Raw genomic sequence first — 26,092 nt, forward strand, 5'->3', positions numbered from 1 at the left:
TTTCGGCAATTTTCGTTTAGCGCCGAAGCGTTCATCCCTGCCTCCAGCAGCAAAGAGGTGAGACATGACGAACGCAACACAGACGGCGCTGGTGCTCGGCGCGACGGGTGGCATCGGAAGCGAAATCGCACGGACGTTGCGCGCGCGGGGCTGGGCGGTGCGCGCCCTCCATCGCGACCCGAACCGCGCCGCGCCGGGCAATCCCGATCGGGAGTGGGTCGAGGGAGACGCGATGGACGGTGCGTCGGTGCGCCGCGCGGCGGACGGGGTCGCGGTGATCGTGCATGCGGTCAATCCGCCGGGCTATCGCAACTGGGCGGGGCTGGTCCTGCCGATGCTCGACAGCACGATCGCCGCCGCGGTCGAGAGCGGGGCGCGGATCTTGCTGCCGGGGACGGTGTACAATTACGGCGCCGACGCGGGCGCGGCCGTCGACGAATTAGCGCCGCAGAATCCCGTGACGCGCAAGGGGCGGATTCGCGTCGAGATGGAGCGCCGTTTGCAGGAGGCGAGCCGCCACGGCGCCAAGGCGCTGGTGGTGCGGGCCGGCGACTTTTACGGGCCGCGGTGTGGCAATAGCTGGCTGGCGCAGGGGATGGTGCCGACCGCCGGCCGGGTGAAGCGGATCTTCAATCCGGCGCGCGCCGGGATTGGGCATGCCTGGGCATATCTGCCCGATCTCGCCGAGACGATGGCGCGTTTGCTCGAACGGCCCGAGGCGCTCGCCGACTTCGACAGCTTCAACTTCGGCGGAACCTGGGTCGAAGACAATCGCGCCTTCGCCGAGGCGATCCGCCGCGCCGTGGCGCGCCCGGGGGTACCGATCTATCGTTTTCCGTGGCCGGTAGTGCACGCCGTCGCGCCGTTCAACGAGACCATGCGCGAAATGCAGGAGATGCTCTATCTGTGGCGCCGCCCGCTGCGGCTCGTCGACACCAAGGTCCGGGGCTTGCTCGGCGACGTGCCGGCAACGCCGCTCGACGATGCGGTGCGCGCCACCTTGCAGGGGCTTGGGCGGTCCTGACGGCGCACGGCTAGGCGGGATTCGCGGCCCGGTCCCCGCCTTTGCGGTCCAGCGTCGCAAAGGCCGCGATGCCCGCGGCAACCGCCGAAACGGCGGCTGCGAGCGCCGCGATCCGGAACCCGCCGACGAGCGCGGCGCCCGACGCGGTGATCACCGCGCCGGCCAGCGCGGTCGCGATCAGCCCGCCGGTACGCGCGATCGCGCTGTTGAAGCCCGATGCGGTGCCGGTATGCCGGTCATCGACCGACGAGAGCACCGCCGTGGTGAGCGGCGCGACCGCGCCCGCCATGCCGAGCGCGACGATCGCGATGCCGGGCAGCACGCCGGTCCAGTAGCTCGCGGTCGGATCGATCCGGCTCATCACGACGAACCCCGCGCCGGTGACGATCGGCCCGATGGTGAGCGGCAGGCGCGGCCCGATCCGCTCGGCCAGCCGCCCCGCGAGCCGCGACGCGACGCCGATCACGATCGAGAAGGGCAGCAGCGCGAAGCCCGCCTGGCCCGGCGAATAGCCGCCACCGACGATGAGCAGATAGGGCAGCAGCACCAGCAGCCCGCCGAGCGCGCCGTAGAGCAATAGCGTGAGCAGCGTCAGCCCGACGAACGGCCGCGATGCGAACAGCGCGAGCGGCATCATCGCGCGCTCGCCGGCGCGATGCTCGGCCCACAGGAAGGCGGCGAGCAGCGCAAGCCCGGCGCCGAGCCCGACCCAGCTGCCGGTCGACGCAGCGTGGCGGCTCGACCACAGCGTCAGCGCCCAGGTCAGCGCGCCGAGCGCCGCGGTCGCCAGCAGCGCACCGGTCCAGTCGAGCGGCTGATCGCCGCGCTTGCTCTCCGCGACGAAGCGGCGCGCGACGATGATCGCCGCGAGCGCGACGGGAAGATTGAGATAGAAGATCGCGCGCCAGCCGACCGTCCCGATCAGCCACCCGCCGAGCGGCGGCCCGATCGCGCTGGCGATCGCGCCGGCCGCCGCCCAGGTGCCGATCGCGCGCCCGCGCGCTTCGCCCTCGAACGAACTGCCGAGGATGCCGAGGCTGTTGGGCATCAGGATCGCCGCGCCTACGCCTTGCGCCGCGCGCGCGCCGAGCAGGACGGGCAGGTTGGGCGCGAACGCGCACCCCGCCGAGGCGAGCGCGAAAAGGGTGATGCCGAGCGTCAGCATGCGACGGCGGCCAAAATGGTCGCCCGCCGCGCCGCCGAGCAGCAGCAGCGCCGACAGCGGCAGCAGATAGGCGTTGATGATCCACGGCACCGCCGCGGGATCGCCGCCGAGCTCATGGCCGATCGCGGGCAGCGCCACGTTCGTCACCGAGCCGTCGATAAAGGCGAGGCTCGAGGCGAGCATGGTCGCGGCGATCGTCCAATTGGGATGCGCGACCGATCCGCCGCCTCCGGCATGTGCCTGGCCACGATCGCATTCGGTGGTGAGCGCGGGATTCATGCGACGCGCCCCTGGTGACCGCGGAAACAATCCGCCGTATGATCGTCGACCAGGCCGCATGCCTGCATCCAGGCATAGACGATCACCGGACCGACGAAGCTGAACCCGCGCGCCTTGAGCGCGGCCGACAAGGCTTCGGACTCGGGCGAGCGGGTGCGCGGGGTCACGCCGTCGCCGATGATCGGGCGGCGATCGACGAAGCTCCAGCAGAAATCGGCAAACTCCTCCCCCGCGTCGCGCATGGCGAGAAAGGCGCGCGCATTGCCGATCACCGCCGCGATCTTGGCGCGCGACCGCACGATCCGGGCGTCGCCGACGAGGCGATCGATATCGGACGAGTCGAACCGCGCGACGCGGACGGGGTCGAAACCGGCGAAGACCTCGCGGAACGCGTCGCGCTTGCGCAGGATCGTGACCCAGGCGAGCCCCGCCTGGAACCCGTCGAGCATCAATTTCTCCCACAGCGCGCGTGCGTCATATTCGGGCACGCCCCATTCGGCATCGTGATACGATGCGAGCAGCGGGTCGCCCTGCGCCCAGCTGCACCTTGGTCTGTCGAGGTCGGGCGGCTCGGTTTCCATGCTAGGCACGCCTGTAGCCGCTTCCGCAGCAGCGGCCCATGCCGATTGTGCGGCGCCCGCCCACGAACGATCGATCGCGCCGACCGCAGCGTGCCGCGTCGCGGTGCGCCTGCGTCACGCCGTCGCAGGCGCGCGCATATACAGGAGCAAATGGGCGGCATAGTCGGCCTTTCCGAGCGCGATGCCCTGCGCCCGCAAGATCGAATAGGCCGTTCCGACATGAAAGTAGAATTGCGGCAGCGCCCAGTCGCGCGCGTACTGCTCGGCCGTGAAGTCGAGGATCATTCCGCTCGGCAGCGCATGCGCGATCGGTGCGCCAGGGTCGACCGCATCGTCGGCCGCGGTCACGGCCGCGATGACCGACAGCGTTTCCGCGATGCGGGCCTGCGCGTCGGCGAGCGTGCCGGGCCGTTCCCCGCCATTGCGCCCTTCGTCGATCAGAATTTGCGACAGGGGCGGGAGGTCTCGCTCCGACAGCCGCGATACCCCCTCGAGGGCTTGCCGACACGCGAAGCGAACCTGCGTTGACAGCGGAAACATGTCGGGCGCGAGCCGCGCGGCCATCAACGCGTCCGCCTCGCCGGCCGGCTGTTGCGCCTCGGCCTTGGCGAGCCATTGCGACACCGCTCCGAGCATCTGCACGTAAGTCGGTACGAGAAGATCTGACAGGGTCATAGGAGACGGCTTTCCGTAGCGGATCAGAGCGCCACCCAAGCCCGCGCGCGCACGAGCGTCAAGCGATCCGTGGCGGGCGACCTCAGCCCTTCTCCGGCATAGGTGCCCGCGGCGCGGTCCCTGGCGCGCTCCTAAATGGAAAGACGGGGGCCGGGGGCTCGAGGATTGGCTCCCGACCCCCGAACCCCCCTCAACTCCGCCGCAGCCGCGCCCGCGACAGGCGCCGGTCCTCGAGCGAGTAATACAGCCAGATCTCGCCGTCGCGGCTGGTCACCGAGGCGGCGAACGCGATGTCGCTCGCGGTCCGGTCCGGCACCGGCGGCGGGGTGATCAGCGGCTCGATGCAGCGGTCGATCACGCGGGTCAGCTCGCGGTCGAACGCGACCCAGCCGATCCGCCAGCGCGCATCGTGCGTCGCGCCGTTGTAGAACATCACCGGCAGCTCGGGATCGTCGAGCAGCATCGGCCCGGTCGAGAGGTGCCAATTGTCCCATCCGTCCTCGCGCGGCATGAACGGCGTCGGCTGCTCGTCCCATGGCCCATCGACCTTGGGGCCGATCGCCAGGCCGACACGGCTCGCCTCGTCGGCGGCATATTCGTAGAACAGGCTCCAGCGGCCATCCTTCTCGCGATCGACCGTCGCTTCCTTGGTGTTGCCGAGCGACTTGGTCGAGGCGAGCGCGACGCCGGCCTTGACCAGCGCATCGACACTCGGCCCGGTGGCGTAGAACATCTCGCCATGCGCCATGTCGGGCTCGACGCCGGTATAATAAACGACGTAGCTGCCGTCTTCCATCTTGACCACGGTGGGGTCCTCGACCCCGCCCGAATCCTTTTCACCCGCGGCGCCGGGGAGGATCGAGGGCTGATCGAGCATCGTGAAACGGACGCCGTCATCGCTCCATCCGGCCCAGATGATGCCCGTATCGGTCATCGGCTCGCCCGGCCGCGTGACCGCGCGCACCATGATCCCGAACCGGCCGTCGGGCTCGAGCCAGACGTACGGGCTCATCAGATCGCGCGCCATCACCTGCGGCGGACCCATCAGTTGGATGTCCTGCAGTTCCTGGACGTTGAAATCGACCACGCCCGCCGAGGGATAGAGGAGCACCTTACGGTCGCCGGTCACGCTGTCGGCGGCCAACCGCGAGCGGACGATCGGCACGCCGGGCGTTATCTCGGACTGGTTGGTCGCCGCGGCTTTCGACGACGGCGTCGCGGGCTTGCCCCCGATCATGCGCCGATCGCCTGCATCAGCGATAGGCCGCCGTCGATCACGATCCGCGCGCCGGTGATGTACGACGCCTGGTCCGAAGCGAGGAACACCGCGAGATCGCCGACTTCCTCGGGCCTCCCCGCGCGGTCCATCGGGATGTTGCTTTCGAGCGCCTGGCGATAGGCGGGGTCGGTACTGGCGCGCGCGTTCATCGGCGTCAGGATCATGCCCGGTTCGATCGCGTTGACGCGAATGCCGTTGGGCGCCTCCTCGATCGCGAGCGTCTCGATAAGATTGGTGAGGCCGCCCTTGGCCGCGCAATAATCGGCGCCACCCGCGCGCACCGCATAGGCATGGATCGAGGAAATATGGATGATCGCGCCGGGCGTGTTCGCCGGCCGGTCTCGCACGAAGCGGCGCGAGGTGAGGAACGCGCCGGTCAGGTCGGTGTCGAGCATGCGCTGCCATTGCGGCAGCGTCATCTGCCGCACGGGCACCCCCGCCATGTTGATCCCGGCCGAGTTGACCAGCACAGTAACGAGCCCGAACGCCCGCTCGGCGGCGGCGAATGCGGCCTCGACCGCGGCTTCGTCACCGACGTCGCACTGCACCGCGATCGCATCGCCGCCCGCCGCCTTGACCTTGGCGACGGTGTCGCTGCCGTCGTTATGGGCATCGTGGAACAGCACCACGACTGTGTCGCCGAGCGCGCCGAACGCGATGGCGCACGCCGCACCGATCCCGCTTTCCGCGCCGCTGACCATTACGCACCGTCCGATTGCCATCGCATTGCCTTTTCTAGTCCTGGCCAGTCGTATCGGCGCGCGCTCCGCCGCGCGCAAATTTCATCTTTGTCATGTTGCGAGCGCGGGATTGCTTCCGACTATACCGCGCGAGCTTCGCGCAATCGGCGGATACAGATCGCCCGCACGGCGCTTCGGGCGGGCTGGGACGGTCGATCCGAAGCTGTGCGTGCAGTCGATCCGAAGTATTTCGGCGACATCGACCTATCTCGCGCGAAACGCTCGATCTCGCTGTCAATGAAAATGCGATCGTGGCATGTACAGATCGGTATTGGCGATCGAGTCAGGCTGTATCGGATGGGCGAGATATGGAACCGCGACATCAATCCGCCGCAGCAGCTCATGACCACGAGCGGTCTCGACGCGCTGATCCATAACGAGCGGATCGCGGCGGCCTTCGACACTTATGAACGCCGCGCGAACCACTGGAAGCGCGCCTTCCATGTCGGCGGCGTCATCACTTTGGTCGCGTCGGTCGTCGGCATGGGGCTGGTCGGGTATCAGGCCGTTCTGGCGCCGATCGCGGGGCCGTTGCCGCTGGCGCCGGTGATCGGGTTTTTCGCAGGCGCGGTCGGCATCGCGGCGACGGGTTTTCTGCTGCTCGGGCATCCGCGCGAACGCTGGCTGTCGGCACGGCTCGGCGCCGAGCGACTGCGCTGTTTCAAGTTCCGACTCTTTCTGTTGCTCGCGCATGGCGCCGAGGCGGACACGCTGACGTCGCGGATCCGGCAGGAGACCGATCGCACGCTGGCGCGCTTCGACTTTCAGATGGGCGGCGGCTTCGCGGTGCTCCATTATACGCCGTCCAGCGACGAGAGTGCGGTGCCACCGCTTGCCCCCGGCGCCGCCACTCACCCGGCCTGGCTCGACGCGGCCAAGACGCTGTACGCCGATCTGCGCATCAACGTGCAACTCCAGCATTTCGCCGCCCGGATGGAAGACCGCGATGCCGAGCTGCGGCCGATGCGGCGGTTCGGCGATCTTCTCTTTGCAGCGGGGTTGCTGCTGACGATCGCACAATTGCTGTTCGACGGCGCGCATTGGGCGCTTGGCGGAACCGGCATCTCCGACGCCGCGGCGGCGTCGATGACCTTTCTGTCGCTCCTGCTGTTCACCGCGAGCGCGGCCTTGCTGTTGCTCGAGCGCGGGCGCAACGTCGAAGTCGATCGCGAGCGCTATGCGCGCTACCATGCCGAAATCGCCGCCTATGCCGATGCACTGCCCGCGGCCGATCTGGCGGGCTTCCTCACGTTGATCCACGATATCGAACGGCTCTGCCTTTGCGAATTGCGCGATTTCGTGCGGGACATGCGCGGCAGCAGCTATTTGTCGTGATCCTTTGCCGGACGCGCCTGCGCGGCGCCTGATGGCGCGGGGGGCGGCGGCAAGGCCGAAGGCGACGGTGACGGCGTCGTCTGGAGCGGCAATGCCTTCACTCCGGGCGATGCCGCGCTCTCGACACGATTAACCGGCGCCGCCGCTTGCGGCGCGGCGACGCTGTCATCCCCGAGAAACGCTTGGAGGTCGAGCGGTATCCTGGGGGATTGGGGCGGTTTCGCGGGCTTCCTGCCGGGCGCTATCGGGGCGGCGACGGTCGCAGCGGAGGTCGGTATTGTCGTGGCGGAGATCGGGGCGACGGCGTCGCGCGCGCGTGGATAGCCCTCGCGGCGGACCGCCGGCGCGGTCGGCGTCACCGTCGCGGGGGATCGCGCGCGCATTCGCATCGCGGTTCGCTCGGGGGCGGTGACGATGCTCCATCCCGCATAGCCGAGCGAGACCGCGCCGCCGACCAGCAAAAGCCCCCCGATCACCGGCCGCACGCGCCGCGGACGCGACGCGGGGTTGCTGCATTCGACGACAATGATGGTGCAATTGTCCTGATCGGGCGATGCCTGCGCCTCGACCGCGGCGAGCAGCGCTTTTGCCTGCCGCTCGGGGTCGAGCCGCGACGTTTCCAGCAGGGTCTGCAGGATCGTCGCGGGGGTGAGCGTCAGCAGCCCGTCGCTCGCCAGGAGGATCCGCGTTTCGCCCGCCTGCGGATAGCGGCGCTCGTCGATCAACGCGATCGGCCCGCCGGTCAGCGCCGAGCGCAACAGGTGCCGTTGCGGGCTTTCGCCGTCCAGCGCCGCTGCGCCCTCGATCAGCGGCGCCATCGAATGATCGGCATTGAGCCGCTCGAGCGCGCTCGGACCGACCCGGAGCAACAGGCTGTCGCCGACGCTGATCATCCACAGGCTATCGTCGTCGAAGATCGCCGCGACCAGCGTGCAGCCCATGCCGCGATAGCGCGGCTCCTGCTCGACCTGCGTGGCGATCGCGTCATTGGCGATGTCGAGCGATGCCCGCAGCGTCTCGGCGAAGGTCGGCCAGCGTCCGCTCTCGGCAGCGCGCAGAAACGCGCCGATCGCGACGCGGGCGGCGATCGCGCCGCCGACATGCCCGCCCATGCCATCGACCAGCACCGCGAGCTTCGCGCTGTGGCCATTCGAGAGCAGGGCGAGGCCTGCGGAAAAGGCGTCTTGCTGCTCGTCGCGCGCGCCGGTGATGGCATCGCCGCCGAGCCGCACGCGGAAGTGCGTCATCGCCCGACGATCAAGCGGTCGGGGTCGTCGGCCAGGCCCAGTCGCTGCCGCAGAGCGCAACGAAGCGGAGCTTGGTCGCGCCGACCGCGAGCTCGGCGCGATCGGCGAGATCGAGCGGGCTCAGCAACGGCGCCCCCGCGACATAGACGAGGTTGGTGCCGCGCCCCGGGACAAGATGGAAGCGCCGATGCGTGCCGTCATAGGCAATGCGAAAATGATCGTCCTGCGAGATTTGTTCGTCGCCGAAATCGAGCACGACGCGGTTGGATGCGCCGCGCCCGACGATGTTCATGCCGTAGCCGAGCTCGATCGACCGACCCAGGCCCGGCCCCTCGGTCACGACGAGCCATCCGGTCACCGGCCCGCGCGCGCCGACGCTCGCCGCGTCGGCATCCTGCTCCGCTATCAGGGGCGCGGCGAGTCGTGTCCCGCTGCCGCCGACCGGTCCGGCGAGCGTCGTCCCGCTGCGCGCCGGCTTGCCCGGCTCGCCGATCAATGTCGTTCCCATCGCATCCTCCTCAATCGATCGAGACTTGCAGGACGATATCGGCCAGTCCGACGGTATCGCCCTTCATCAATGTCGTCGGGACCTGTACCGCCAGCTTGCGGCTGCCGATCGTCGTACCGTTCAGCGACTTGTTGTCCTCGATCGTGAAATGCTGCCCGTCATAGCCGAGCCGCGCGTGCAGCCGCGATACGCGGTGATCGGCGCGGTTGTCGGGGATGCGCACATCGGCATTGCTGCCGACGCCCAGCATTACCGGCTTGGCGGCAAGATCGGCCGCCCAGAAGCTCAGCTCGATCGGCTCGCCCGCCGGGCCGCGCCCGTTGAGGCGGAGCGTCTGGCCTTCGAGCTTGCGCGTGCCGGTATCGCCGGCAACTGCGGTCGCCACCGGGGCGACCGCCTCGGTCGCCGGGCGGCTGGCGGCGCGCTGCGATCCCGGGGCGACGTCGGCGACCACATCCGCCACCGGTTCGTCGCGTCGCGTCATCGTGTAGATGCCGAACACCACCGCCACCGTTCCGAGCAAAGCGAGCGCCACCAGGAACATGGTCGAATGCAGCAATGCGCCGAGACCGCCGCTGCCGGGGATGATCGCCCCGGGTGTCGGTGTCGGCGCGGGCGCGGTGGCGTGCGCGCCAGGCGCCGTGTCCGACGCCGCCGCGTCCGGAGCTCCCTCACAGCCGGTGGCCGCAGCGAATTTGACGCCATATTGATTGGCCGCCTTGACGACTTCGTCGAACTTGAGCGCGTTCATCACGCGCGCCTCGGTCTCGATCCGCAGCAGCCAGCGCGGCACCACCTTGCCGCCGCTCTTGACGTTCATGCCGACCAGTCTGCCACAAGTGTCGAGCAACGGGCCGCCCTCGAATCCTGGCAACATCGGCGCATCGTGTTCGAGCTGGTTGACCGGCGCGCGCGCCTCGGTGCTGATCGGCCCCTGGAGTTCGCGCGACAGGCTGCCGCGCACGGCCGAGGCGTTCGCCGCCATCTTTTCCTCGCTGTCGTCGGCCTGGCGATTATAGCCGAGCGCGAACACGACCTGCCCGATCTGCGGCGCGGCGTGCGCGATCGGGATCGGCGCCAGCGGCAGGTTCTTGACCTCGAGAAAGGTGAGGTTGCGGTCGGCATCCGAATTGAGCACGGTCGCGGGATAATCGGTGCCGGTCTTGGGATCGCGCACGAAGATCTGCTTGGCGCCGTCGATCACCGCGAGCGAGGTGACCACCACCGCCGCGCCGGCGCGATTGTCCTTGTCGATCGCCTGGATGACCCAGCCGGTCGAGGATTGCCCGGTCGCATCGCCGCGGATCCGCACGGTGCTGTCGATCGCGCCGTCGAGGTGCGTGTCGTCGCCCGGCTGCCCCGCGGCGGGTGCCATCGCGAGGAGTGCGGCGCCCATTGCCGCAATCCCGAGACGCAAGATGTTCCAGCTCTTCATCGATGCCCCCTTTGAAATCCCGATCGCGGCGCGATCACGCGACGTTCTTCGCCCCCGAACACGCGCTTTGATGGTCCGACTTGCCGAGCGCGGTCGCCTGAATGTTCTTGCACCGCGTCGGCGCGGCGAACGCGACCTGGCGGATCGGCGCGCTCGGCGCGGTCGCGACTTGCAGCGGAACCGGGGCCGGCTTGGTGCGGCCGCCGTTGCCGCGCGTCCCGACACGCGGCGCGACCTTGGCCTTGGGCTTTGCCTTGGCGATCTGCACCGGCGCGGCGCGTGGCAGATTGAGCTGCGGTGAGAGCTGCGCGGTCCGGACATAGCCGATCACCAGGTCGCTCGCGTCCGCCTGCGGCTCGCTGAGATACGTCCATTCCCCGTCGTTCGTCGTGCCATAGGCGCGCACGATCTCGTTCGTCGCGAAGTCGCCGATGACGTTGTCGCCGTCGGTCAGCGACGGGCTCGAGCGCAGCGAAACCGGCGCGGTGACGCGCATCTTGACGATCGCGACGCGGATGTTGGCGGGATCGAAGGCGACGCCGCCGGCGACGCCGACCTGGTGATCGATCGGCTTGTAGCTCGTGTCGAGCGTCTTGAGCATGATCGGCTGCCCGGATTCGGGCGCGGTCCAGCTGTCGGTCGCCAGATCGTCGCGCTCGGCATAGTCCGACGCGACGTAGCTGGTCAGCTTCTTGCTGTCCTGCCCCTTGAGCGCGGCACCGAGCGCCCAGCCGGTAACACAGCCTGCCGCCGCGCCGCCGAGGATCGCGCCGGTGCTGCCTCTGCCGAGCAACCACCCGGCGACCGCGCCGACCGCAGCGCCGCCGAGGCACGCCGCGACCTTGTTGCTCGTGTCGCTTTTCGGCCGCGCGGCGCGCTCGGCGTCGCGCCTGGCCTTATCCGCGGCCTTTGCCGCCTCCTTTTCGGCTTTAAGCCGTGCCTTGCGGGCGCTCGGCGTCTCCTCGACGACCGCGGGCGCTGGCGGCGGCGGCTGGAGCGCCGCCTGACGCGCGGCGGCCTCGGCTGCGGATTGCGCATTGGCCTCCGCCGCGGTCATCGGCTTGCCCGATTGGGCGCTCGCCGGCACCCCGGCGCTGGTCAGGGCAAGGCTGAGCACGATCGTCGAAACGGTCCGAAATACCCTATCCCTGCGCATGTCCGCCCCCCTGGTTTCGCCTGTTCATTGCAATCGCCCGAGCGTCAGCACGAGATCGTTCGCCCCCTGGGTGGCGAGCCCGAGCAGGAAGCCGGTTCCGTCCGGGCGCAGCGCGATGCCGCTACCGCTGCCGCCCGCGCCGGCCGGCGTCGCGTCGAGATCGTCCCACACCAGCGTCCCGTCGGCCGCGATCTGGCTGATCCGCCGATGCCGCGGGTCGCCCGCCCAGCCTGCGAGGTACAGCGCCGGGCTGTGCTCGCCGAGCGTCGCGAAGCCGCGCCCCGACGATGGCGCGCCGGAATAGTCCCATCGCCGCCAGATCTTCTTGCCCTGGCGATCGAGCCGCATCAGCAGCAGTCGATGCGCCGCGCCGTCGCTGCTGGTGCGGCCGGTGACGAAGATGTCGCCGCCCGCCTCGATCAGATCCCAGCCCTGCGCGACGCCGAGGCCCGTTTCGGCGACGCGCCACTGTTCCTGGCCCGTCGCGGCGACTTCGGCGACCCACAGGCTGGCGCCTTCGCGCGCGGCGCCGCCGATCGTGCGGGTTTCTAGGCGCTGGCCGAGCACGATGATCGCGCCGTCGCCGAGCTGCACGATGCGCTGGACCGAATCGCCCTGCCGATCGAGCAGCGTCACATCGCTCTGCAGCGCCCCCGCGGGATCGAGGAAGAGCAGCTTCGCGCTCCCCGAACTCTCCGGCCCTTCGAGCCCGGCGATCACGCCGTCCGCGTGGTTCATGATCGAGCTGATTGACCCCGCTTGATACGATCGCAGCCAAAGCTGCCGCCAGTCGCGGTCGAGCCGGACCAGCGCGGCTTGCCCATCGACTTCGCCGCCGACCAGCGCGCCGCCGTCGGCCATCGGCAGAATCGCATGCGCGCGCGAGCTCGGCCGGTCGAGCACGAAGCTGCCGCGCGCGCCGCCATCGTCGCCGATGCGCAGCGCGAGCATGTGCTCGGTGCCGTCCTGCAAGCGGTGCGCGGCGACGAGCGCGGCGTCGGCGGTCGCCACGATCGCGCCATAGGGCTCGTTGTAGAGCGGCGCGATCACCTTGCTCCATCCCGCCTTGAGCGGTCGCGCGCTCGCATTGACCGCGGTGTCGCGCGTCCACAGCACCGCCGACGCGCCCCCGGCGAGCACGAGCCCGGCGCCCGCGATCAGGATCGCGCGCCGGTTCACCCGCCGCCCGGTCGCATCGACCACGACGGGGATGTCCTTCGCCTCCGCGAGCGACGGCATCATCTTCAGCCAGGCGTCGATCGTCTGCGGGCGATCGTCCGCCTTGAGCGCGAGGCCGGCGTCGATCGCGGCGAGCACGTCGGCGGGAAGCTTACCGTGCAGCGCGGTCGCGATCGGTTCGAGCGCATCCCCTGCCGAGCGCGCGGCGGAGGAGGGGGGTATCCGCGCGGTCAACAGGAAATAGCCGGTCGCCGCGAGCGCATAGATGTCGGACGCAGCGTTCTGCTCGCGCTCGCGCGAATATTGCTCGAGCGGCGAATAGCCGTCGGTCACCAGCGCGCTGAACCCCGCCTTGCGCTGCGTCGCCAGATCGCGCGCCGCGCCGAAGTCGATCAGCACCGGCGTCTCGCCCTTGATGACGATATTGGCGGGTTTGATGTCGCGGTGCAGGATGCCGAGCGCATGGATCGCCGCGACCCCGTCGAGGATCTGGCGAAACACCGAAAGGAACACCGCGGGGTCGAGCGGCCCGTCGCGTTCGACCAGCGTCTCGAGGTTGATCCCGTCGAGCAGTTCCATGACGATATAGGCGGTGCCGTTGACGCCGGTGACGAGCCGGACCACGCGGACGATGTTGGGGTGGTTGAACTGCGCCAGCGTGCGCGCCTCGTCGGTGAAGCGATCGAGCCCCCAGGCAAAGGTCGGCGTGGCCTCGGCATTGCGCGAGATCACCGCGCCCGTCGCATCGCGCCGCGCATAGTCGACCGGCATATATTCCTTGATCGCGACGCTGCGCGCGAGCGCGACGTCGTGCGCGCGATAGGTCACGCCGAAGCTGCCCGACCCGAGCACCGTATCGATGCGATAGTCGGCGACCATCCCGCCGGGCTCGAGCGTGTCGACCATCTCGCTCACATCGCGTTGTCCGACGGTTCGCTCGCATCGTCGCCGGGCGGCGTCGCGGTGGCCGCGGACATCGTGTCGGTGTTGATCGTGTCGGTCGTATCATTGTCGGCGGCGAGCGCGGCGTTGAGCTGCGCCGCCTCGATCGCGTTCTGGATGTCTTGCGCGTGCTGGAGCGCGGCCTGGACCGGATCGGGATATCCGATCTTGGCGCCGCCGCTCTGCACGACCGACACGGCATTCGCGGCGAGTGTGGCTTCGGCAGGCGCAGTCGATTGCGGTTGTGGCAGGCCGCGTTGCACCGCCACCGCCAGCACAGCGACCAACGCGATCGCCGCGCCCGACATCCAGAGCGATCGCGCCGCCTGCGTCGGCGCGCGACCCCGCACGAGGACCGCGTCGATGTGCCGCCGATACACCGCCGACCCCGCCGTCGCGGTGATCAGCGCCGCGAGGAGCCAGCTGGCGACGAGCCCCGCCAGCGCGCCTTCCGCCGAGGCGAGCGCCTGCGCGCCGAGCGCGATGATCACCGCGACGAAGGCGACCAGCACGAGGCCCAACCCGATCATCCCGCGATAGAATGGCCAGATCGGGCCGCCCAGAAAGGCTTCCCACGTCCAGACGAGCCCGGTCCGGCGTTCGTCCATTCGTTTCCACTGCGTGATATACTCGCGCGCGCCCGGCCCGATCGCGCGCGCGATCGCGGCCCAATCGGTCCCGCTATGCTGCTGCGCGCGTGGCTTGCCTTTCGCGACCTTTGCCACGACGGCATCGACGAAGCGATCAAGCCCTTCGCCGCGGCGCGCGCCAAAGGCATCGACGCGGTGGACGATGCTGAGGAACAGCCGCAATCCCCGGTCGAATTCGATATCCTCGATCCGCAGCGGAAAGATCGGGATCTTGTAATTGAACGCCTGCTCGGCTTCGGCCTTGACGAAATGCGAGGTGTTGGTGTGGCGCGACAAGATGATGGCGAAGACGGTCGACTGTTCGATCGCATCCATCACCCGCACCGCGTAATCCTCTCCGACCACGATATCGCGCGGTGCGATCCAGCATCCGACGCCGAGGCGTTCGATTCGGCGGCAGACATCGTTCGCGACATCGGCATCCTTCGCGCAATGGCTGATGAAGACGCGGTGGCGCATGATCGCTAGCCGGTTCGAAAAATCATACCGGGTGCGAGTGTTTCTCTAAGACGAGATCGCGCATGTGTCCGCAATGTCGAGGCCCCCTCCGAATCGCTATAGAAGAGACTAAAGCAAATCTTCGGTATTTCTACCGTATTTCGCGAATGGGATGTCGGGCATCCGGTAAACTATTTGATATATTGATCGATGAATACTAATTAATATCTTTGTAATAATGATTATGTATATGAACGCGACCCGCGCACTCCGTCGGAGTGTCAGGCCGGAAAGGCAACGGCATGGCCAGGATTGTGATCGCCGACCCGCCCACACGGCATCGGGTGCGGGAAACCGGGCGTGCGCATGCTGGGTGAGATCGTGCGACCCGGCATGGTCGGCGACAGGATTTGCCGATCGAGCACGGTCTCGTTCATCAGCCCGGGCCGGCGCGACCCGCCGCCGGCATCAGCCGCCGAGCGATCGGCTGCCGATGACGGGCAGGGTCGCCGCGCGGCGCGTCATGCGGTCGTGTGCGACCGCGTGCGGCCCAGCGCTTCCTGCCATCCCTCGAGCAGGCCGGTGCGCTGTTGCTGGTTCATCGCGGGTGTGAAGATGCGATCTTCCTTCCATGCCGCGGCGATGTCGGCCGGGCCGTTCCAGACGCCGACCGCCATGCCGGCGAGGAAGGCGGCGCCCGCCGCCGTCGTCTCGATATTGGCGGGACGCACGACATCGGTGTCGAGCACGTCGGCGAGGAACTGGCAGAACCAGTCGTTCGCCGCCATCCCGCCATCGACGCGGATTTGCCGCGCGTCGCGCGCGCCGTCGGCGACCATCGCGTTCATCAGATCGGCGGTCTGATAGGCGACTGACTCGAGCGCGGCGCGCGCGATGTGCGAGCCCGTCGCGGCAAAGGTCAGCCCGGTGATCGACGCACGCGCGGCGGGGTCCCAATGCGGCGCGCCGAGCCCGACGAACGCCGGGACCATGTAGACGCCGTCATTCCCGTCGAGTTTGGTCGCCATGTCGTCGGTGTCGGCGGCGCGGTTGATCAGCCCGAGCCCGTCGCGCAGCCACTTCACCGCCGCGCCGGCGACGAAGATCGAGCCTTCGAGCGCATAGGTGATCTCGCCGTTCAGCTGATAGGCAATCGTCGTCAGCATCCCGTTTTTGCTGGTCACCGCCTCGGTGCCGGTGTTGAGCAGCACGAAGCAGCCGGTGCCATAGGTCGATTTGGCGTCGCCGCGCTCGAAACACGCCTGGCCGACGACGGCGGCCTGCTGGTCGCCCGCCATGCCGCCGATCGGCACGCTGCGGCCGAGCAATTCGGGCGCGGTCTCGCCGAAGATCGTGCTGTTGTCCTTGACCTCGGGCAGCAGGCTTTCGGGGATGTCGAGCAGCTTGAGCAGATCGGCGTCCCACGCGCCCTTGTGGATGTCGAACAGCAAGGTGCGCGAGGCGTTGCTCGCGTCGGTGGCGTGGACCTTGCCGCCGGTCAGCCGCCACAGCAGGAAGCTGTCGATCGTGCCGAAGGCGAGCTCGCCGCGCTCGGCGCGGGCGCGCACGCCGTCGACCTCGTCGAGGATCCATTTGAGCTTGGTGCCCGAGAAATACGGGTCGAGGATCAGCCCGGTGCGCGCGCGCACGAGCGGCTCGTTGCCGTCGGCCTTGAGCTGCGCGCACAAGGCGGCGGTGCGGCGGTCCTGCCAGACGATCGCGTTGTGGACCGGCTCGCCGGTCTTGCGGTCCCACACCACCACCGTCTCGCGCTGGTTGGTGATGCCGATCCCGGCGATCGTTCCGCCATCGGCCTCGGCCGCGGCCTGCATCGTCGCGAGCGTGTCGCGCCAGATGTCCTCGGCATCATGCTCGACCCAGCCGGCTTGCGGATAATGCTGCTCGAACTCGCGCCGCACGGTCTGCCGCGGCACGCCGTCGGTGCCGAAGGTCATGCTGCGGGTCGAGGTGGTGCCCTGGTCGATCGCCAGGATGATGGTGTCGCTCACGCTTGCTCTCCTAGATTATTGCGGACCCGCCGCGGGCCGGTTGCGCGGCAGGAAGGGGCGGATCAGCAGATGCTGCGCGCCGCCGCCGATCACCGCGCCGATGAACGGCCCCGCGATCGGCACCCACCAGTAATTGCCGGGGCCGGGGAAGGCGGATTTGTCCCATCCCATCAGCCAGGCGAAGAAACGCGGGCCGAGATCGCGCGCCGGGTTGATCGCCCAGGCCTCGAGATAGCCCGCCGAGGCGCCGATCACCGCAACGAGCAGCCCGATCACGATCGCGCCGAAATTGGCCTGCGGCGCCATGGTGTTGAATTCGTCGGTGATCGCGAAGATGCCGAAGATCAGCAGTGCGGTGAGGATGATCTCGTCGATGAAGCCCTTCATCGGCGTGATCGCGAGGCCGGGAGCGGTGAAGAACACCCCCGCGGCGCCGCCCTCGGCGCGGGTGAGGTGCTGCGTCAGGTTGAAGTGATCGATGACGGTGTAATACAGCGCATAGACGATCGCAGCGCCGACGAACGCCCCGACCAGTTGCGCGGCCCAATAGGGCAGCACCTTCTTCCACGAAAAGCCGCGATACAAAGCGAGCGCCAGCGTGACGCCGGGATTGGCGTGCGTGCCCGACACCGCGCCGGTCATGTAGATCGACAGCGAGACCGCCATGCCCCAGGTGATGCAGACGCCCCAATAGGCGGTCTTGTACGGGCTCGGATCGTAGAGCGTGTACATCGCGGCGACCGACAGGCCGAAAGTCATCACGATGCCGATCGCGACCGCTTCGGAGATCAACTCGCCGAGAAAGGCCTTTTGCGACGGGGTCATTGGCGGTCCAAGCGCAACGGAAGCGCGACAGGCCGGCGCTGGGAGCTCGACTGTTCGGCGTTTTCGACTGGCATCATGACGCTCTCCGCGGGTGCAGCGACGGTATGCCCGCACATCTGGACTTTTCCCCCGAGTGTCTAGGGCAACGCGATTCCCCTGTCGCTGCTTATCGCACCCGCAGCCTTGGAGTGCAGCGCGACCGGTCGAAACGCGCGGCGAAGCGAGGGCTCGGTCGAAATACGCGCAGCCCGCCTCGCGGTGGAACCGTAACGCTGGCGTTCCGTTCAACAGGCCTCAAGGGAGATGCGACGATGACCACCACGCACGTGCACAGCGAGACCTCTGGCTGGGTCTGGGTCCTGGCGTTCGGGATCGGCGAGATCCTGCTCGCGATCCTCGCTTTCGCCTGGCCGGTCTCGGCGTCGATCACCGCTTCGATTCTCGCCGGCCTGTTCGTCACCGCCTCGGGCATCCTGGCGCTGATCGCCGCCTCGCGGCATCGCGGCGAGCGGCGGATGTACGATTTGCTGTTCGGCGTGCTGTCGCTGCTGGTCGGCCTGTACCTGCTGTTCGCGCCGGCGAGCGGGGCGATCTCGCTGACCTTCCTGATCGCGATCTGGCTCGGGGCGCGGGGCCTGCTCGAACTCTATTGGGGCTTCGCGCGGGTGCGGCGCGGACGCGGCTGGCTGATCGCGATGGGCGTCGTCAACGTCGTGCTGATGCTGTGGATCGTGTCGTCGCTGCCCGTGTCGGGGCTGATCCTGCCGGGGACGCTGCTTGCGATCAGCCTGCTGATCGGCGGCATCGGCGCGATCGCCTCGGCGATCGCGATGCGCGACGGGCAGCCGGCGGCGACTTTGGTCTGACACGATGGCGTTCGCGGCGCAGCCGGTCGATGAAACGGGTACGCTCACCCGCGACGGCGCAGCGTTCATCCTGCAGCGCGATCGCGGCGGGTGGTACACGCTGCATCTCCAGCGCGTGCCGGTCGATCACGTCGAGAAGCGCGTCCGCCTGATCGGGACGCTGATCGCGGAGGGCGTGGTCAGCGTCGAGGGCGTCAGCGCCCTCTAAATCTCGCGCTTCGAGGATCGATTTGGGTCTGGTCGTCGGTTCGGGCGTTGATGCGTGGACAGACGAGGAGAGAGAATGATGTCCGACGATCGTAGCCAGCCCGCCGCGGATGCGACCGATGTCGCGGTCGAGCAGATCATTCCGCCCGAACAGCCGCCGATGGACGATGCCGCCGGCGGCCCCGCCGCGCCGCGCGAGAGCGATCGGCCCGAATCCGCAGCGAGCGGGGATGGCGAGTCCGACGCCGAAGATATCGACGCGGTTTCGACCGATGATCTCACGGTGCAAGGCGGCAGCTAGCGCCTGGCCGGAGGGCGCGCGGCAGACGGCGAGCGTGGGCCGCCGCCGCTGACTTCGATCAGCGCGCCCAGCCTGGCTCCGCGGGAACGAGCGTTTCGAGAAACGCCGCCGCGCTCGACCGATACGCCTCGCGCACCGCAGGGGTCATCCGGTCCCAATTGGCATACATCGTCGTCATCCGGCGATTGCGCCGGAAGCGGCGCTCGTGCCGCACGAGGAAATCCCAATAGAGCGCGTTGAACGGGCAGGCGTCGGGGCCGGTCTTCTGCTTGACGTCGTAGCGGCAGCGCCGGCAATGGTCCGACATGCGGTTGATATAGGCGCCGCCGCCGGCATAGGGCTTGGTCGCGAGCCGCCCGCCATCGGCATGCTGGCTCATGCCGATCACGTTGGGCAGTTCGACCCATTCATACGCATCGGCATAGACGACGAGGAACCAGTCGGCGACGTCCTGCGGCCGCACGCCCGCGAGCATCGCGAAATTGCCGAGCACCATCAGCCGCTGGATGTGATGCGCATAGCCATTGTCGTGCGTGTTGCGGACCGCTTCGGCGAGGCACAGCATCTCGGTCTTGCCGGTCCAGTAGAAATCGGGGAGGGGGCGCGTCGCGTCGAGCGCGTTGGCGCTCGCGGCGTCGGGCATTTCTAGCCAGTAATAGCCGCGGACATATTCGCGCCAGCCGATCACCTGGCGGATGAAGCCTTCGGCGGCGTTGAGCGGCACGGTGCCCGCGGCGTACGCGTCGGCAGCGGCCTGCGCGACGTCTAGCGCGGTAAGCAGCCCGAGGTTGAGCGCGGGGCTCAGCCAGCTGTGGTAGAGCCAGTCCTGCCCCGTCACGAGCGCGTCCTGATAGGTGCCGAAATCGGGGAGCGCGGTGCGGACGAAATGGGCGAGCGCCTCGCGCGCCTGCGCCGCGGTGACGGGCAGGCCGAACTGGTCTAGCCGCCCGAAATGGCCCGCAAAGCGAGCGGCGACCAGCTCCATCACCGCGGTTGTGCAGGCATCGGGCGCGAAGTGCAGCGGTTGCGGATAGTTTAACCCACCGCGCGGCGGGGCGCGATTGTCGGCGTCGAAATTCCATTGCCCGCCTTCGGGCTTGCCCTCGGCGGTCATCAGCAGGCCGGTCTTGCGGCGCATGTCGCGGTAGAAATATTCCATCACCAGATCGTTGCGCGATTGCGCCCAGGTCTGGAATTCGAGGATGCCGCAGACGAAGCGATCGTCCGGGCGGATATCGACGGCGAGGCCGAAGCGCTCGGCCCAGCCGTCGATCATCGTCTTCACGCGCCATTCGCCCGATTCGACGATCCGGATCGAAATGGGGCGATGCCGCTCGACCGCACGCGCGACTTCGCCGGTGAAGCTGCCGCTATTGGCCGGATCGTCAAGCTCGACATAATCGACCGTCCATCCGTCGGCGCGCAGTTCGTCGGCGAAGTGTCGCATCGCCGACAGGATCAGCGCGATCTTGCGCTTGTGATGGCGGACATAGGTCGTCTCGTCGGCGACCTCCATCAACAGCACGACCGCGTCGTCCTTCGCGACGGATTGGAGCGAAGCGAGACCATGCGAGAGCTGATCGCCGAGGATCGGAATGAGAATCGTCATATGCCCGCCTCAACGCCTCGCGCGACCAGCGGATGCATCGCCCAGCGGGTCAGTCGGCCCCTACATATTCGGCATCGCTGACCTGTTCCAGCCAGTCCACGACCTTGCCGTCGAGCGCCTCTGCGATCGCGATATGGCTCATCGCGCAATCGGGGGAAGCGCCGTGCCAGTGCCGCTCGCCGGGTTCGAAGAACACGCTGTCGCCCGGGCGAACGTGCTCGACCGAACCGCCCTCACGCTGCACCCGGCCGAGCCCGCTCAGGATCAGGATCGTCTGGCCGAGCGGATGCGTGTGCCAAGCGGTGCGCGCGCCGGGCTCGAAGGTGACGGTCGCGCCGCTCAAGCCGCCGCTGCCCTTGAACGGCGCGTCGATCCGCACGTGTCCGGTGAAATAGTCGGCCGGGCCGGCGGCCGAGGCGGTGTCGCCGCTGCGGGTGATCTGCATGGTGGTACGCTCCAAAGGGTTCGCGGAGAATAGGCCGCCCTGCGACGCGCCGATAGGGCGTGTGCCGCTTATTGAACGAACACCATCGCGAGCACCGCCGCGGCCATCACGACGGTCGCGATCCAGCCGAGCGCGTAGAGCCGCGGGCCGATCGTGAACTTGCCCATCGTCCGGCGGCGCCGCGCGACGAGCATCATCGCCGCCATGATCGGCACGGCGACGACGCCATTGATCACCGCGCTCCAGAACAGCGCCTTGATCGGATCGATCGACGACCAGTCGATCGCGATGCCGAGCAAGGTCGCGAGCCCGACCACGCCGTAGAAGCCGACCGCCTCCCACGGCTTGTGTTCGAGCCCGCATTTCCACCCGCGGCTTTCGCCGATCGCATAGGCGGCCGAACCGGCGAGCACCGGTACCGCGAGCAACCCCGTGCCGATGATGCCGAGCGCGAACAGCAGGAAGGCGAACTTGCCGGCGACCGGCTTCAGCGCGGCGGCGGCATCGGCGGCCGAGCCGATCGTGGTGTGGCCGCCCGCATGCAGCGTCGCGGCGGTGCCGATGATGATCGCGAGCGCGACGATATTGGAGATCGCCATGCCGGCGAGCGTGTCGATCCGCATCCGGCGAAATTCGCGACGCGCCTGCCACGGCGCATCGACGAGCGGCGCGGCGTCGTCGGATTGCGCGACTTCCTCGACCTCCTGCGCGCTCTGCCAGAAGAAGAGATAGGGGCTGATCGTCGTGCCGAAGATCGCGACGACGGTGACGACCGCGCTGCGTCCCTCGATCCGCGGCACGACCAGCCCGGTCGCGGCGGCGGCCCAGTCGATCTTCACCATGAACACCAAGGTGACATAGGCGAGCAGGCTGAGCGTGATCCACTTGAGGAAACTGGCGTAGCGCCGATAGGGAATGAACAGCTGGAGCAGCAGCGACAGCAAGGCGAAGCCGATCGTCAGCAGATGGCCGTTGGTGCCAACCACCAATTGCCCGGCATTGCCCATCGCCGCGATGTCGGCGCCGATATTGATGGTGTTGGCGGCAAACAGCAGCATGACCAGCCCGGTGACCAGCCAGCGCGGGAACAGGTCGCCCATGTTCTTCGCGAGGCCGCAGCCGGTGACGCGGCCGATATGCGCGCTGACCAATTGCACCGCCGACATCAGCGGATAGGTGAGCAGCATCGTCCAGAGCAGGCCGAAGCCGAATTGCGCGCCGGCCTGCGAATAGGTCGCGATGCCGCTCGGATCGTCGTCGGCGGCGCCCGTCACGAGACCCGGGCCGAGCTGCTGGAACAGCGCGATCGAGCGCAGGCGTCGTTTGAGGTTCATCGTTCCGCTCGTTCTCAGTCGTTACGGACGCAACCGTGGCAGCGGCGGCGGGCGAGGTAAAGTCGCGCCGCCGCCGTGCGTCGGTTAGTTGCCGGTCGAGACATTGCCCTTGAAGTCGAGCCCGACATGGACCGAGCGGCCGCCCTTGCGCGCGGTGCCGCGCCATACGCCGGCCTGGTCCTTGGTCAGCGCCGAGACGCCGGTAAAGCCCGACTTCGCGATATGCGCGCGCGCCTGCGCCTGGGTGAACGAATTGGCGCCGCTTTGCGCGCTTCCGTCATTGACGGTGTGCGCGTCCTTGATCGCAATGTTGTTCTTGGCCGGCGCGGTCTGCGCGAGCGCGGGGGCTGCGAGCAGCGCCGCGCCGAGCAGAAAAGGGGTCGAGATACGCATGATGTGTTCCTTCGTGTTCGGTTCAGACGCGGTCGTAGCGGGCGCGTTCGGCAGCGATTTCGGTTTCCGAATAGGCCGGCGCGGTGTCGTCGAAGCGGTTCCAGCCCTGCGACCGGTACGCCTCGCGGCGCTCGCCGAGGTTGACCGTGCGGTCGTCGCTGAGGATCTGGCGCGCGGTCGCTTCGAGCGGCGCGTCGACCTTGGCGGTGACGAGCGTGCCGCCGCGGCGGATGCCCTCGGCATAGACGTGCGCGTCTTCCTCGGGGACGCCGGCATGCGTCAGCGCGCCGACGATACCGCCGGCGGCCGCGCCGACCAATGCACCACCGGCTGCACCCGCTGCGGTCGCGGCGAGCCAGCCGGCCGCGACCACCGGGCCGATCCCGGGAATGGCGAGCAGGCCGAGCCCGGCGAGCAGGCCGCCGACGCCACCAACTGCGGCGCCGATACCGGCGCCTGCGCCCGCATCCTCGGCAGCGGGGTCGGCGACATCACCAGCGGGATTGCGCTTGTCATGGCCGACGATGCTGATGTCGCGATGCGCGACGCCGGCGGCTTCGAGATCCTGCACCGCGCGGCGTGCGTCGTCGTAATTGTCGAACAGGCCTGTGAGGGTCTGGGTCATGATACGCTCCTGTGTCCGGCCGTGGATCGGCCGGGTGTGTGGGGGGAAGGTCGGGGAAGGTTCAGCGCGTCGTGCCGCGCACGACGAGATGATAGAGCACCAGCACGACGATCGCGCCGATGACGGCGACGACGAGGCTGTAGACGTTGAGGCCGGTGACACCGGCGGCGCCGAACTGGTTGAACAGGAAGCCGCCGACGACCGCGCCGACGACGCCGAGCACGATGTCGAGCAGCACTCCTTCACCCGATTTGTTGACGATCTTGCTGCCGATGAAGCCGGCGACGAGACCCAGGATGATCCAGGCAAGAATGGACATGCGAATTCTCCTCTCACACCGGACGACTGTCCGGGACGCTTAGGAAATTAGGCATGCGCGCGGGGGCGCCAAAGATGCGCGGGCACCCGATCGATAGGTGCATCGGCACCCATTTCGACGATTAGTTCGACGTATCGAGTCCCAATTGATGCCCGCGATCGCGCGCCCAGATGATCGCCTCGGCGCGGCTGTGCGCGCCGATCTTGGCATAGAGGCGCGCGACATGGTTGCGGACGGTGGTGCGTTTCAGCGCTAGCGCCGATGCTATTGCATCGTCGGCCTTGCCCTGGGTGATCAGCGCCAGCACCTCGCGCTCGCGCGGCGTCAGCTCGACTGCGCGGGTCGAGGATTTCGTCTCGCTGGTGCCGCGGCGCAGGTCGGCGAGGCGGTCCATGATCTTCTGGCTGAGCCAGCTCGAATCCTGCATCGCGCTTTCGATCGCGGCGATCAAATCGAGCTCGGTGCGCTTGCGCTCGCTAATGTCCTGGAACGCCGCGAGGATGCAGTATTGGCCATTGATCGACACCGTCTCGGCCGAGGCGAGACAGGTGACGAGCGCGCCGGTACGCGTCTTGATCTGTACCTCATAGCCGCGGAACGACCCGCTTTCGGCGACCTTCTTCTCGATCTCGCGCCGCGTCGCGCTGCTTTCGAACAGTTCGATCTCGGCCGGCTTGCGCCCGACCACGCTGTCATGGCCCCATTCGGTCAGCGCGAGAAAGGCGTGGTTGACGTTGAGCATGCGGTGCCCGTCGAGGCTGGTCAGCACCATCGGTACCGGCGCGAAGCGGAATGCGGTGGCGAACCGCTCCTCGCTCTGGCGCAGCGCCAGTTCGGCGCGGCGGCGCGGCTCGAGATCGGCAAAGGTGAAGATCATGCACGGCTCGTTATTGGGCATCTCGGCCGGATGCCCGGCGAGCAGGACGAGCTTGCCGTCGCCGCTCGGCAGCGGAAGGTCGGCCTCCATCTGCGGGATGCAGTCGCCCTTTGCCAGTCGCGCGGTTGCCTTGTCCTTCTCGGCGGCTTGGGCGAGGATGTCGAACTCGTACATCGAGCGCCCGACGATCTGGTCGCGCTCCCATCCCGAAAGCTCGAGAAAGCCCTCGTTGACGCGGACGTAGCGCAGATCGGCGAGCCGCACGATCAGCGCGGGCGCGGGGTTGGCGTTGAACATGCTCTCGAAGCGTTCCTCGGCCTCGAAGGCTTCGGTGGCGTCGCCGATGATCAGCACGAGGCAATCGGGCTTGCCGTCGCGATCGAGCACGAAGCCGCGCTCGCGGTGCACCCAATCGGGCTCGCTCTGGTGCGTGCGGCGGACATCGACGATCACGTCTTCGAAGGATTCGCCGCGGCACAGCCGGGCCATCGGATAGGCGGTGGCGGGGAGCTTATGGCCGTCGCGGAGGCGCAGCTCGAAACGCTGTTGATAGGCCTGTATCGTGTCGCCGAGCTCGGCGGTCCGCGTGCAGCCGTGCATCGCTAACGCGGCGGCGTTCGCCCAGACGATGCGCTCGTCGGGCTCGATCAGGATGACGCCGTCGCTCAGGCCTTCGACGATGCGGTGGAGCTGCTGCCGATCGGGCTGGTCCTGTTTCGCCGCTGCGGCCATCGCATTTGCCTCGTCCTTCGGTTGCGGAGCCCCGACAACGCGACCGCCGCCGAAAAGTCCAAATCGCGTCACGATATCGGCCGCTGTGCCGAATGGCGGGCCCTATCGTGCGGGCGGAGGCCATCGGCGCCGCCTGCGCCGGCATAGTCGAGGTGGCGCGGGAAAAGGGCCCGGATTTAACCGCCCAATTTCCCGAAGACCGCTTCATAGCCGGCGCGGTCGCCTGCGCTGAGCAGCGTGGCCTGTTCGATCCATCGGTCGCGCGTCATGCGGCCCTTGAAGACGCCGAGCCTGGCATCGAGCGCGGCGGCGTCGTCGGGTGTCAGCGCGGCGATCTGCTCGACGCGCGTGATGCCCTGCTCCGCGAGCGTTGCAGCGAGCTTGGGCCCCAGCCCCTTGATCTGCGTGAGGTCGGTCGCGATCGGCGCGGCGGCAACAGAAGAAGGAGCGGGGACAGGGGCGGGAGCCGGAGCCGGAGCGGGAGCCGGAGCCGGAGCCGGAGCCGGAGCCGGAGCGGAGATAGGTGGAGCAGCGGGGACGGGAGCCTGCGGCGGAACCTCGACTGCAGCTGGAGCTGGTGCTCGAGCGGGGGCGGGTGCCTCGGCGGGGGTAGGTGCGCCTCCGCGATCCTCTTTCGCCGGCACGTCGGCCGAAACCGCCGGCGTCCCGTCGATCGAGGCGGTCCCCGGCTCGGCGGTCGCGCCATGTTCCTCGGCGACCGCGAAATTTTCCTCGACCTGTTTTTCCGCATTCTTGCGGCGGCGGTGGAGCAGCGTGCCGTACCACAGGATCGCCACCGCGGCGGCGGCGAGCACAATCATCAGGATGACGTGCGAGATGGTGATCGGCACCATCACGTCGATCGCCTGGTTGGGATTCTCGGGGCCGGAAGACATACGCTACTCCTGAATTCGGCA

General features: G+C 68.3%; 26 protein-coding genes. 5 read left to right on the forward strand and 21 right to left on the reverse strand.

What is annotated here, in order from left to right; translation table 11 throughout:
* Positions 1-64 precede the first annotated feature (64 nt).
* On the forward strand, positions 65-1,024 hold the full coding sequence (locus tag RH90_RS10900; protein WP_010185674.1) for an NAD-dependent epimerase/dehydratase family protein: 960 nt from the start codon (positions 65-67) through the stop codon (positions 1,022-1,024).
* 10 nt (positions 1,025-1,034) lie between these two features.
* On the opposite strand, the gene RH90_RS10905 is transcribed toward RH90_RS10900, so the two are convergent.
* The 5 genes from RH90_RS10905 to RH90_RS10925 all read right to left on the reverse strand — a co-directional run bounded on the left by RH90_RS10905 (position 1,035) and on the right by RH90_RS10925 (position 5,725).
* Entirely contained in the window at positions 1,035-2,468 is a 1,434-nt protein-coding gene (locus tag RH90_RS10905; protein ID WP_010185675.1) for an MFS transporter, read from the reverse strand.
* The gene (locus RH90_RS10910; protein ID WP_010185676.1) at positions 2,465-3,049 is read right to left on the reverse strand and encodes a DNA-3-methyladenine glycosylase I; all 585 of its coding nucleotides are present in this window, start codon (positions 3,047-3,049) and stop codon (positions 2,465-2,467) included. The genes RH90_RS10905 and RH90_RS10910 overlap by 4 nt, the downstream gene beginning before the upstream one ends.
* A 114-nt stretch (positions 3,050-3,163) precedes the next feature.
* Positions 3,164-3,724, reverse strand: coding sequence for a DUF1993 domain-containing protein (locus RH90_RS10915; RefSeq protein WP_010185678.1), 561 nt, complete (start codon positions 3,722-3,724; stop codon positions 3,164-3,166).
* A 190-nt stretch (positions 3,725-3,914) separates the two neighbouring features.
* Positions 3,915-4,961 (reverse strand): glycosidase, encoded by a 1,047-nt coding sequence (locus tag RH90_RS10920; RefSeq protein ID WP_010185679.1) that lies wholly within the window; start codon positions 4,959-4,961, stop codon positions 3,915-3,917.
* A complete protein-coding gene (locus tag RH90_RS10925; protein ID WP_010185681.1) occupies positions 4,958-5,725 on the reverse strand; it encodes an SDR family oxidoreductase in 768 nt (255 codons plus the stop codon). Before RH90_RS10925 ends, RH90_RS10920 begins: the two co-directional genes overlap by 4 nt.
* 315 nt (positions 5,726-6,040) lie before the next feature.
* Between RH90_RS10925 and RH90_RS10930 the strand changes: the two genes are divergently transcribed.
* A complete protein-coding gene (locus RH90_RS10930) occupies positions 6,041-7,078 on the forward strand; it encodes a hypothetical protein (RefSeq protein ID WP_037492736.1) in 1,038 nt (345 codons plus the stop codon).
* Here the strand turns inward: RH90_RS10930 and RH90_RS22090 are convergent.
* The 8 genes from RH90_RS22090 to RH90_RS10970 form a co-directional block, all read right to left on the reverse strand.
* Positions 7,066-8,325: a PP2C family protein-serine/threonine phosphatase gene (locus RH90_RS22090; RefSeq protein WP_010185684.1), complete on the reverse strand. Its 1,260-nt coding sequence runs from the start codon at positions 8,323-8,325 to the stop codon at positions 7,066-7,068. The two genes, RH90_RS10930 and RH90_RS22090, sit on opposite strands and share 13 nt — an antisense overlap.
* 10 nt (positions 8,326-8,335) lie before the next feature.
* Complete coding sequence (locus RH90_RS10940) at positions 8,336-8,833, reverse strand: FHA domain-containing protein (RefSeq protein WP_010185685.1); 498 nt, start codon at positions 8,831-8,833, stop codon at positions 8,336-8,338.
* 10 nt (positions 8,834-8,843) lie between these two features.
* Positions 8,844-10,268, reverse strand: a complete 1,425-nt coding sequence (locus RH90_RS10945; RefSeq protein WP_010185686.1) for a trypsin-like peptidase domain-containing protein — start codon at positions 10,266-10,268, stop codon at positions 8,844-8,846.
* A 34-nt stretch (positions 10,269-10,302) separates the two neighbouring features.
* A complete protein-coding gene (locus RH90_RS23950) occupies positions 10,303-11,424 on the reverse strand; it encodes a hypothetical protein (RefSeq protein ID WP_198283404.1) in 1,122 nt (373 codons plus the stop codon).
* Between the two features lie 24 nt (positions 11,425-11,448).
* A complete protein-coding gene (locus RH90_RS10955; protein WP_010185688.1) occupies positions 11,449-13,509 on the reverse strand; it encodes a serine/threonine-protein kinase in 2,061 nt (686 codons plus the stop codon).
* Positions 13,510-13,514: 5 nt separating this feature from the next.
* Positions 13,515-14,654, reverse strand: coding sequence for a TIR domain-containing protein (locus tag RH90_RS10960; RefSeq protein WP_010185689.1), 1,140 nt, complete (start codon positions 14,652-14,654; stop codon positions 13,515-13,517).
* Positions 14,655-15,154: 500 nt separating this feature from the next.
* Positions 15,155-16,642, reverse strand: coding sequence for a glycerol kinase GlpK (glpK, locus tag RH90_RS10965; protein ID WP_010185690.1), 1,488 nt, complete (start codon positions 16,640-16,642; stop codon positions 15,155-15,157).
* Between the two features lie 15 nt (positions 16,643-16,657).
* On the reverse strand, positions 16,658-17,467 hold the full coding sequence (locus RH90_RS10970; RefSeq protein ID WP_010185691.1) for an MIP/aquaporin family protein: 810 nt from the start codon (positions 17,465-17,467) through the stop codon (positions 16,658-16,660).
* Between the two features lie 311 nt (positions 17,468-17,778).
* On the opposite strand from RH90_RS10970, the gene RH90_RS10975 reads away from it, so the two are divergent.
* The 3 genes from RH90_RS10975 (at position 17,779) to RH90_RS10985 (ending at position 18,841) form a co-directional block, all read left to right on the forward strand.
* Entirely contained in the window at positions 17,779-18,333 is a 555-nt protein-coding gene (locus RH90_RS10975; RefSeq protein WP_010185692.1) for an HdeD family acid-resistance protein, read from the forward strand.
* Between the two features lie 4 nt (positions 18,334-18,337).
* Positions 18,338-18,541, forward strand: a complete 204-nt coding sequence (locus tag RH90_RS10980) for a DUF5818 domain-containing protein (protein WP_010185693.1) — start codon at positions 18,338-18,340, stop codon at positions 18,539-18,541.
* 78 nt (positions 18,542-18,619) lie between these two features.
* Positions 18,620-18,841 carry a hypothetical protein gene (locus tag RH90_RS10985; protein WP_232280343.1) on the forward strand — a complete coding sequence of 74 codons (222 nt, stop codon included), beginning with the start codon at positions 18,620-18,622 and terminating at the stop codon, positions 18,839-18,841.
* 58 nt (positions 18,842-18,899) lie between these two features.
* On the opposite strand, the gene RH90_RS10990 is transcribed toward RH90_RS10985, so the two are convergent.
* The 8 genes from RH90_RS10990 to RH90_RS11025 form a co-directional block, all read right to left on the reverse strand.
* Positions 18,900-20,450: a cryptochrome/photolyase family protein gene (locus tag RH90_RS10990; protein ID WP_010185695.1), complete on the reverse strand. Its 1,551-nt coding sequence runs from the start codon at positions 20,448-20,450 to the stop codon at positions 18,900-18,902.
* Positions 20,451-20,499: 49 nt separating this feature from the next.
* Entirely contained in the window at positions 20,500-20,895 is a 396-nt protein-coding gene (locus RH90_RS10995) for a (R)-mandelonitrile lyase (RefSeq protein ID WP_010185696.1), read from the reverse strand.
* 68 nt (positions 20,896-20,963) lie between these two features.
* Positions 20,964-22,229, reverse strand: a complete 1,266-nt coding sequence (locus tag RH90_RS11000) for an NRAMP family divalent metal transporter (protein ID WP_010185698.1) — start codon at positions 22,227-22,229, stop codon at positions 20,964-20,966.
* A gap of 84 nt (positions 22,230-22,313) precedes the next feature.
* Entirely contained in the window at positions 22,314-22,622 is a 309-nt protein-coding gene (locus tag RH90_RS11005; RefSeq protein ID WP_010185700.1) for a hypothetical protein, read from the reverse strand.
* A gap of 22 nt (positions 22,623-22,644) precedes the next feature.
* Positions 22,645-23,247: a general stress protein gene (locus RH90_RS11010; RefSeq protein WP_010185701.1), complete on the reverse strand. Its 603-nt coding sequence runs from the start codon at positions 23,245-23,247 to the stop codon at positions 22,645-22,647.
* A 61-nt stretch (positions 23,248-23,308) separates the two neighbouring features.
* On the reverse strand, positions 23,309-23,566 hold the full coding sequence (locus RH90_RS11015) for a GlsB/YeaQ/YmgE family stress response membrane protein (protein WP_010185702.1): 258 nt from the start codon (positions 23,564-23,566) through the stop codon (positions 23,309-23,311).
* A gap of 121 nt (positions 23,567-23,687) precedes the next feature.
* Positions 23,688-25,175 (reverse strand): PAS domain S-box protein, encoded by a 1,488-nt coding sequence (locus RH90_RS11020; protein ID WP_010185703.1) that lies wholly within the window; start codon positions 25,173-25,175, stop codon positions 23,688-23,690.
* A gap of 176 nt (positions 25,176-25,351) precedes the next feature.
* Positions 25,352-26,071: a helix-hairpin-helix domain-containing protein gene (locus tag RH90_RS11025; RefSeq protein ID WP_010185704.1), complete on the reverse strand. Its 720-nt coding sequence runs from the start codon at positions 26,069-26,071 to the stop codon at positions 25,352-25,354.
* Between the last annotated feature and the right edge of the window lie 21 nt (positions 26,072-26,092).

The organism is Sphingomonas sp. PAMC 26605 (assembly GCF_000241485.1).
Classification (GTDB): Bacteria; Pseudomonadota; Alphaproteobacteria; order Sphingomonadales; family Sphingomonadaceae; genus Sphingomonas.

Coding starts and splice junctions, on each gene's coding strand:
- RH90_RS11025 (WP_010185704.1), bottom strand. CDS start 26,071: ATGTCTTCCGGCCCCGAGAATCCCAACCAGGCGATCGACGTGATGGTG.
- RH90_RS10900 (WP_010185674.1), top strand. CDS start 65: ATGACGAACGCAACACAGACGGCGCTGGTGCTCGGCGCGACGGGTGGC.
- RH90_RS10990 (WP_010185695.1), bottom strand. CDS start 20,450: ATGACGATTCTCATTCCGATCCTCGGCGATCAGCTCTCGCATGGTCTC.
- RH90_RS10910 (WP_010185676.1), bottom strand. CDS start 3,049: ATGGAAACCGAGCCGCCCGACCTCGACAGACCAAGGTGCAGCTGGGCG.
- RH90_RS10920 (WP_010185679.1), bottom strand. CDS start 4,961: ATGATCGGGGGCAAGCCCGCGACGCCGTCGTCGAAAGCCGCGGCGACC.
- RH90_RS10945 (WP_010185686.1), bottom strand. CDS start 10,268: ATGAAGAGCTGGAACATCTTGCGTCTCGGGATTGCGGCAATGGGCGCC.
- RH90_RS10905 (WP_010185675.1), bottom strand. CDS start 2,468: ATGAATCCCGCGCTCACCACCGAATGCGATCGTGGCCAGGCACATGCC.
- RH90_RS11005 (WP_010185700.1), bottom strand. CDS start 22,622: ATGCGTATCTCGACCCCTTTTCTGCTCGGCGCGGCGCTGCTCGCAGCC.
- RH90_RS22090 (WP_010185684.1), bottom strand. CDS start 8,325: ATGACGCACTTCCGCGTGCGGCTCGGCGGCGATGCCATCACCGGCGCG.
- RH90_RS10930 (WP_037492736.1), top strand. CDS start 6,041: ATGGGCGAGATATGGAACCGCGACATCAATCCGCCGCAGCAGCTCATG.
- RH90_RS10925 (WP_010185681.1), bottom strand. CDS start 5,725: ATGGCAATCGGACGGTGCGTAATGGTCAGCGGCGCGGAAAGCGGGATC.
- RH90_RS10960 (WP_010185689.1), bottom strand. CDS start 14,654: ATGCGCCACCGCGTCTTCATCAGCCATTGCGCGAAGGATGCCGATGTC.
- RH90_RS11010 (WP_010185701.1), bottom strand. CDS start 23,247: ATGACCCAGACCCTCACAGGCCTGTTCGACAATTACGACGACGCACGC.
- RH90_RS10995 (WP_010185696.1), bottom strand. CDS start 20,895: ATGCAGATCACCCGCAGCGGCGACACCGCCTCGGCCGCCGGCCCGGCC.
- RH90_RS10970 (WP_010185691.1), bottom strand. CDS start 17,467: ATGACCCCGTCGCAAAAGGCCTTTCTCGGCGAGTTGATCTCCGAAGCG.
- RH90_RS23950 (WP_198283404.1), bottom strand. CDS start 11,424: ATGCGCAGGGATAGGGTATTTCGGACCGTTTCGACGATCGTGCTCAGC.
- RH90_RS10940 (WP_010185685.1), bottom strand. CDS start 8,833: ATGGGAACGACATTGATCGGCGAGCCGGGCAAGCCGGCGCGCAGCGGG.
- RH90_RS10980 (WP_010185693.1), top strand. CDS start 18,338: ATGGCGTTCGCGGCGCAGCCGGTCGATGAAACGGGTACGCTCACCCGC.
- RH90_RS11015 (WP_010185702.1), bottom strand. CDS start 23,566: ATGTCCATTCTTGCCTGGATCATCCTGGGTCTCGTCGCCGGCTTCATC.
- RH90_RS10915 (WP_010185678.1), bottom strand. CDS start 3,724: ATGACCCTGTCAGATCTTCTCGTACCGACTTACGTGCAGATGCTCGGA.
- RH90_RS10975 (WP_010185692.1), top strand. CDS start 17,779: ATGACCACCACGCACGTGCACAGCGAGACCTCTGGCTGGGTCTGGGTC.
- RH90_RS10985 (WP_232280343.1), top strand. CDS start 18,620: ATGTCCGACGATCGTAGCCAGCCCGCCGCGGATGCGACCGATGTCGCG.
- RH90_RS11020 (WP_010185703.1), bottom strand. CDS start 25,175: ATGGCCGCAGCGGCGAAACAGGACCAGCCCGATCGGCAGCAGCTCCAC.
- RH90_RS11000 (WP_010185698.1), bottom strand. CDS start 22,229: ATGAACCTCAAACGACGCCTGCGCTCGATCGCGCTGTTCCAGCAGCTC.
- RH90_RS10955 (WP_010185688.1), bottom strand. CDS start 13,509: ATGGTCGACACGCTCGAGCCCGGCGGGATGGTCGCCGACTATCGCATC.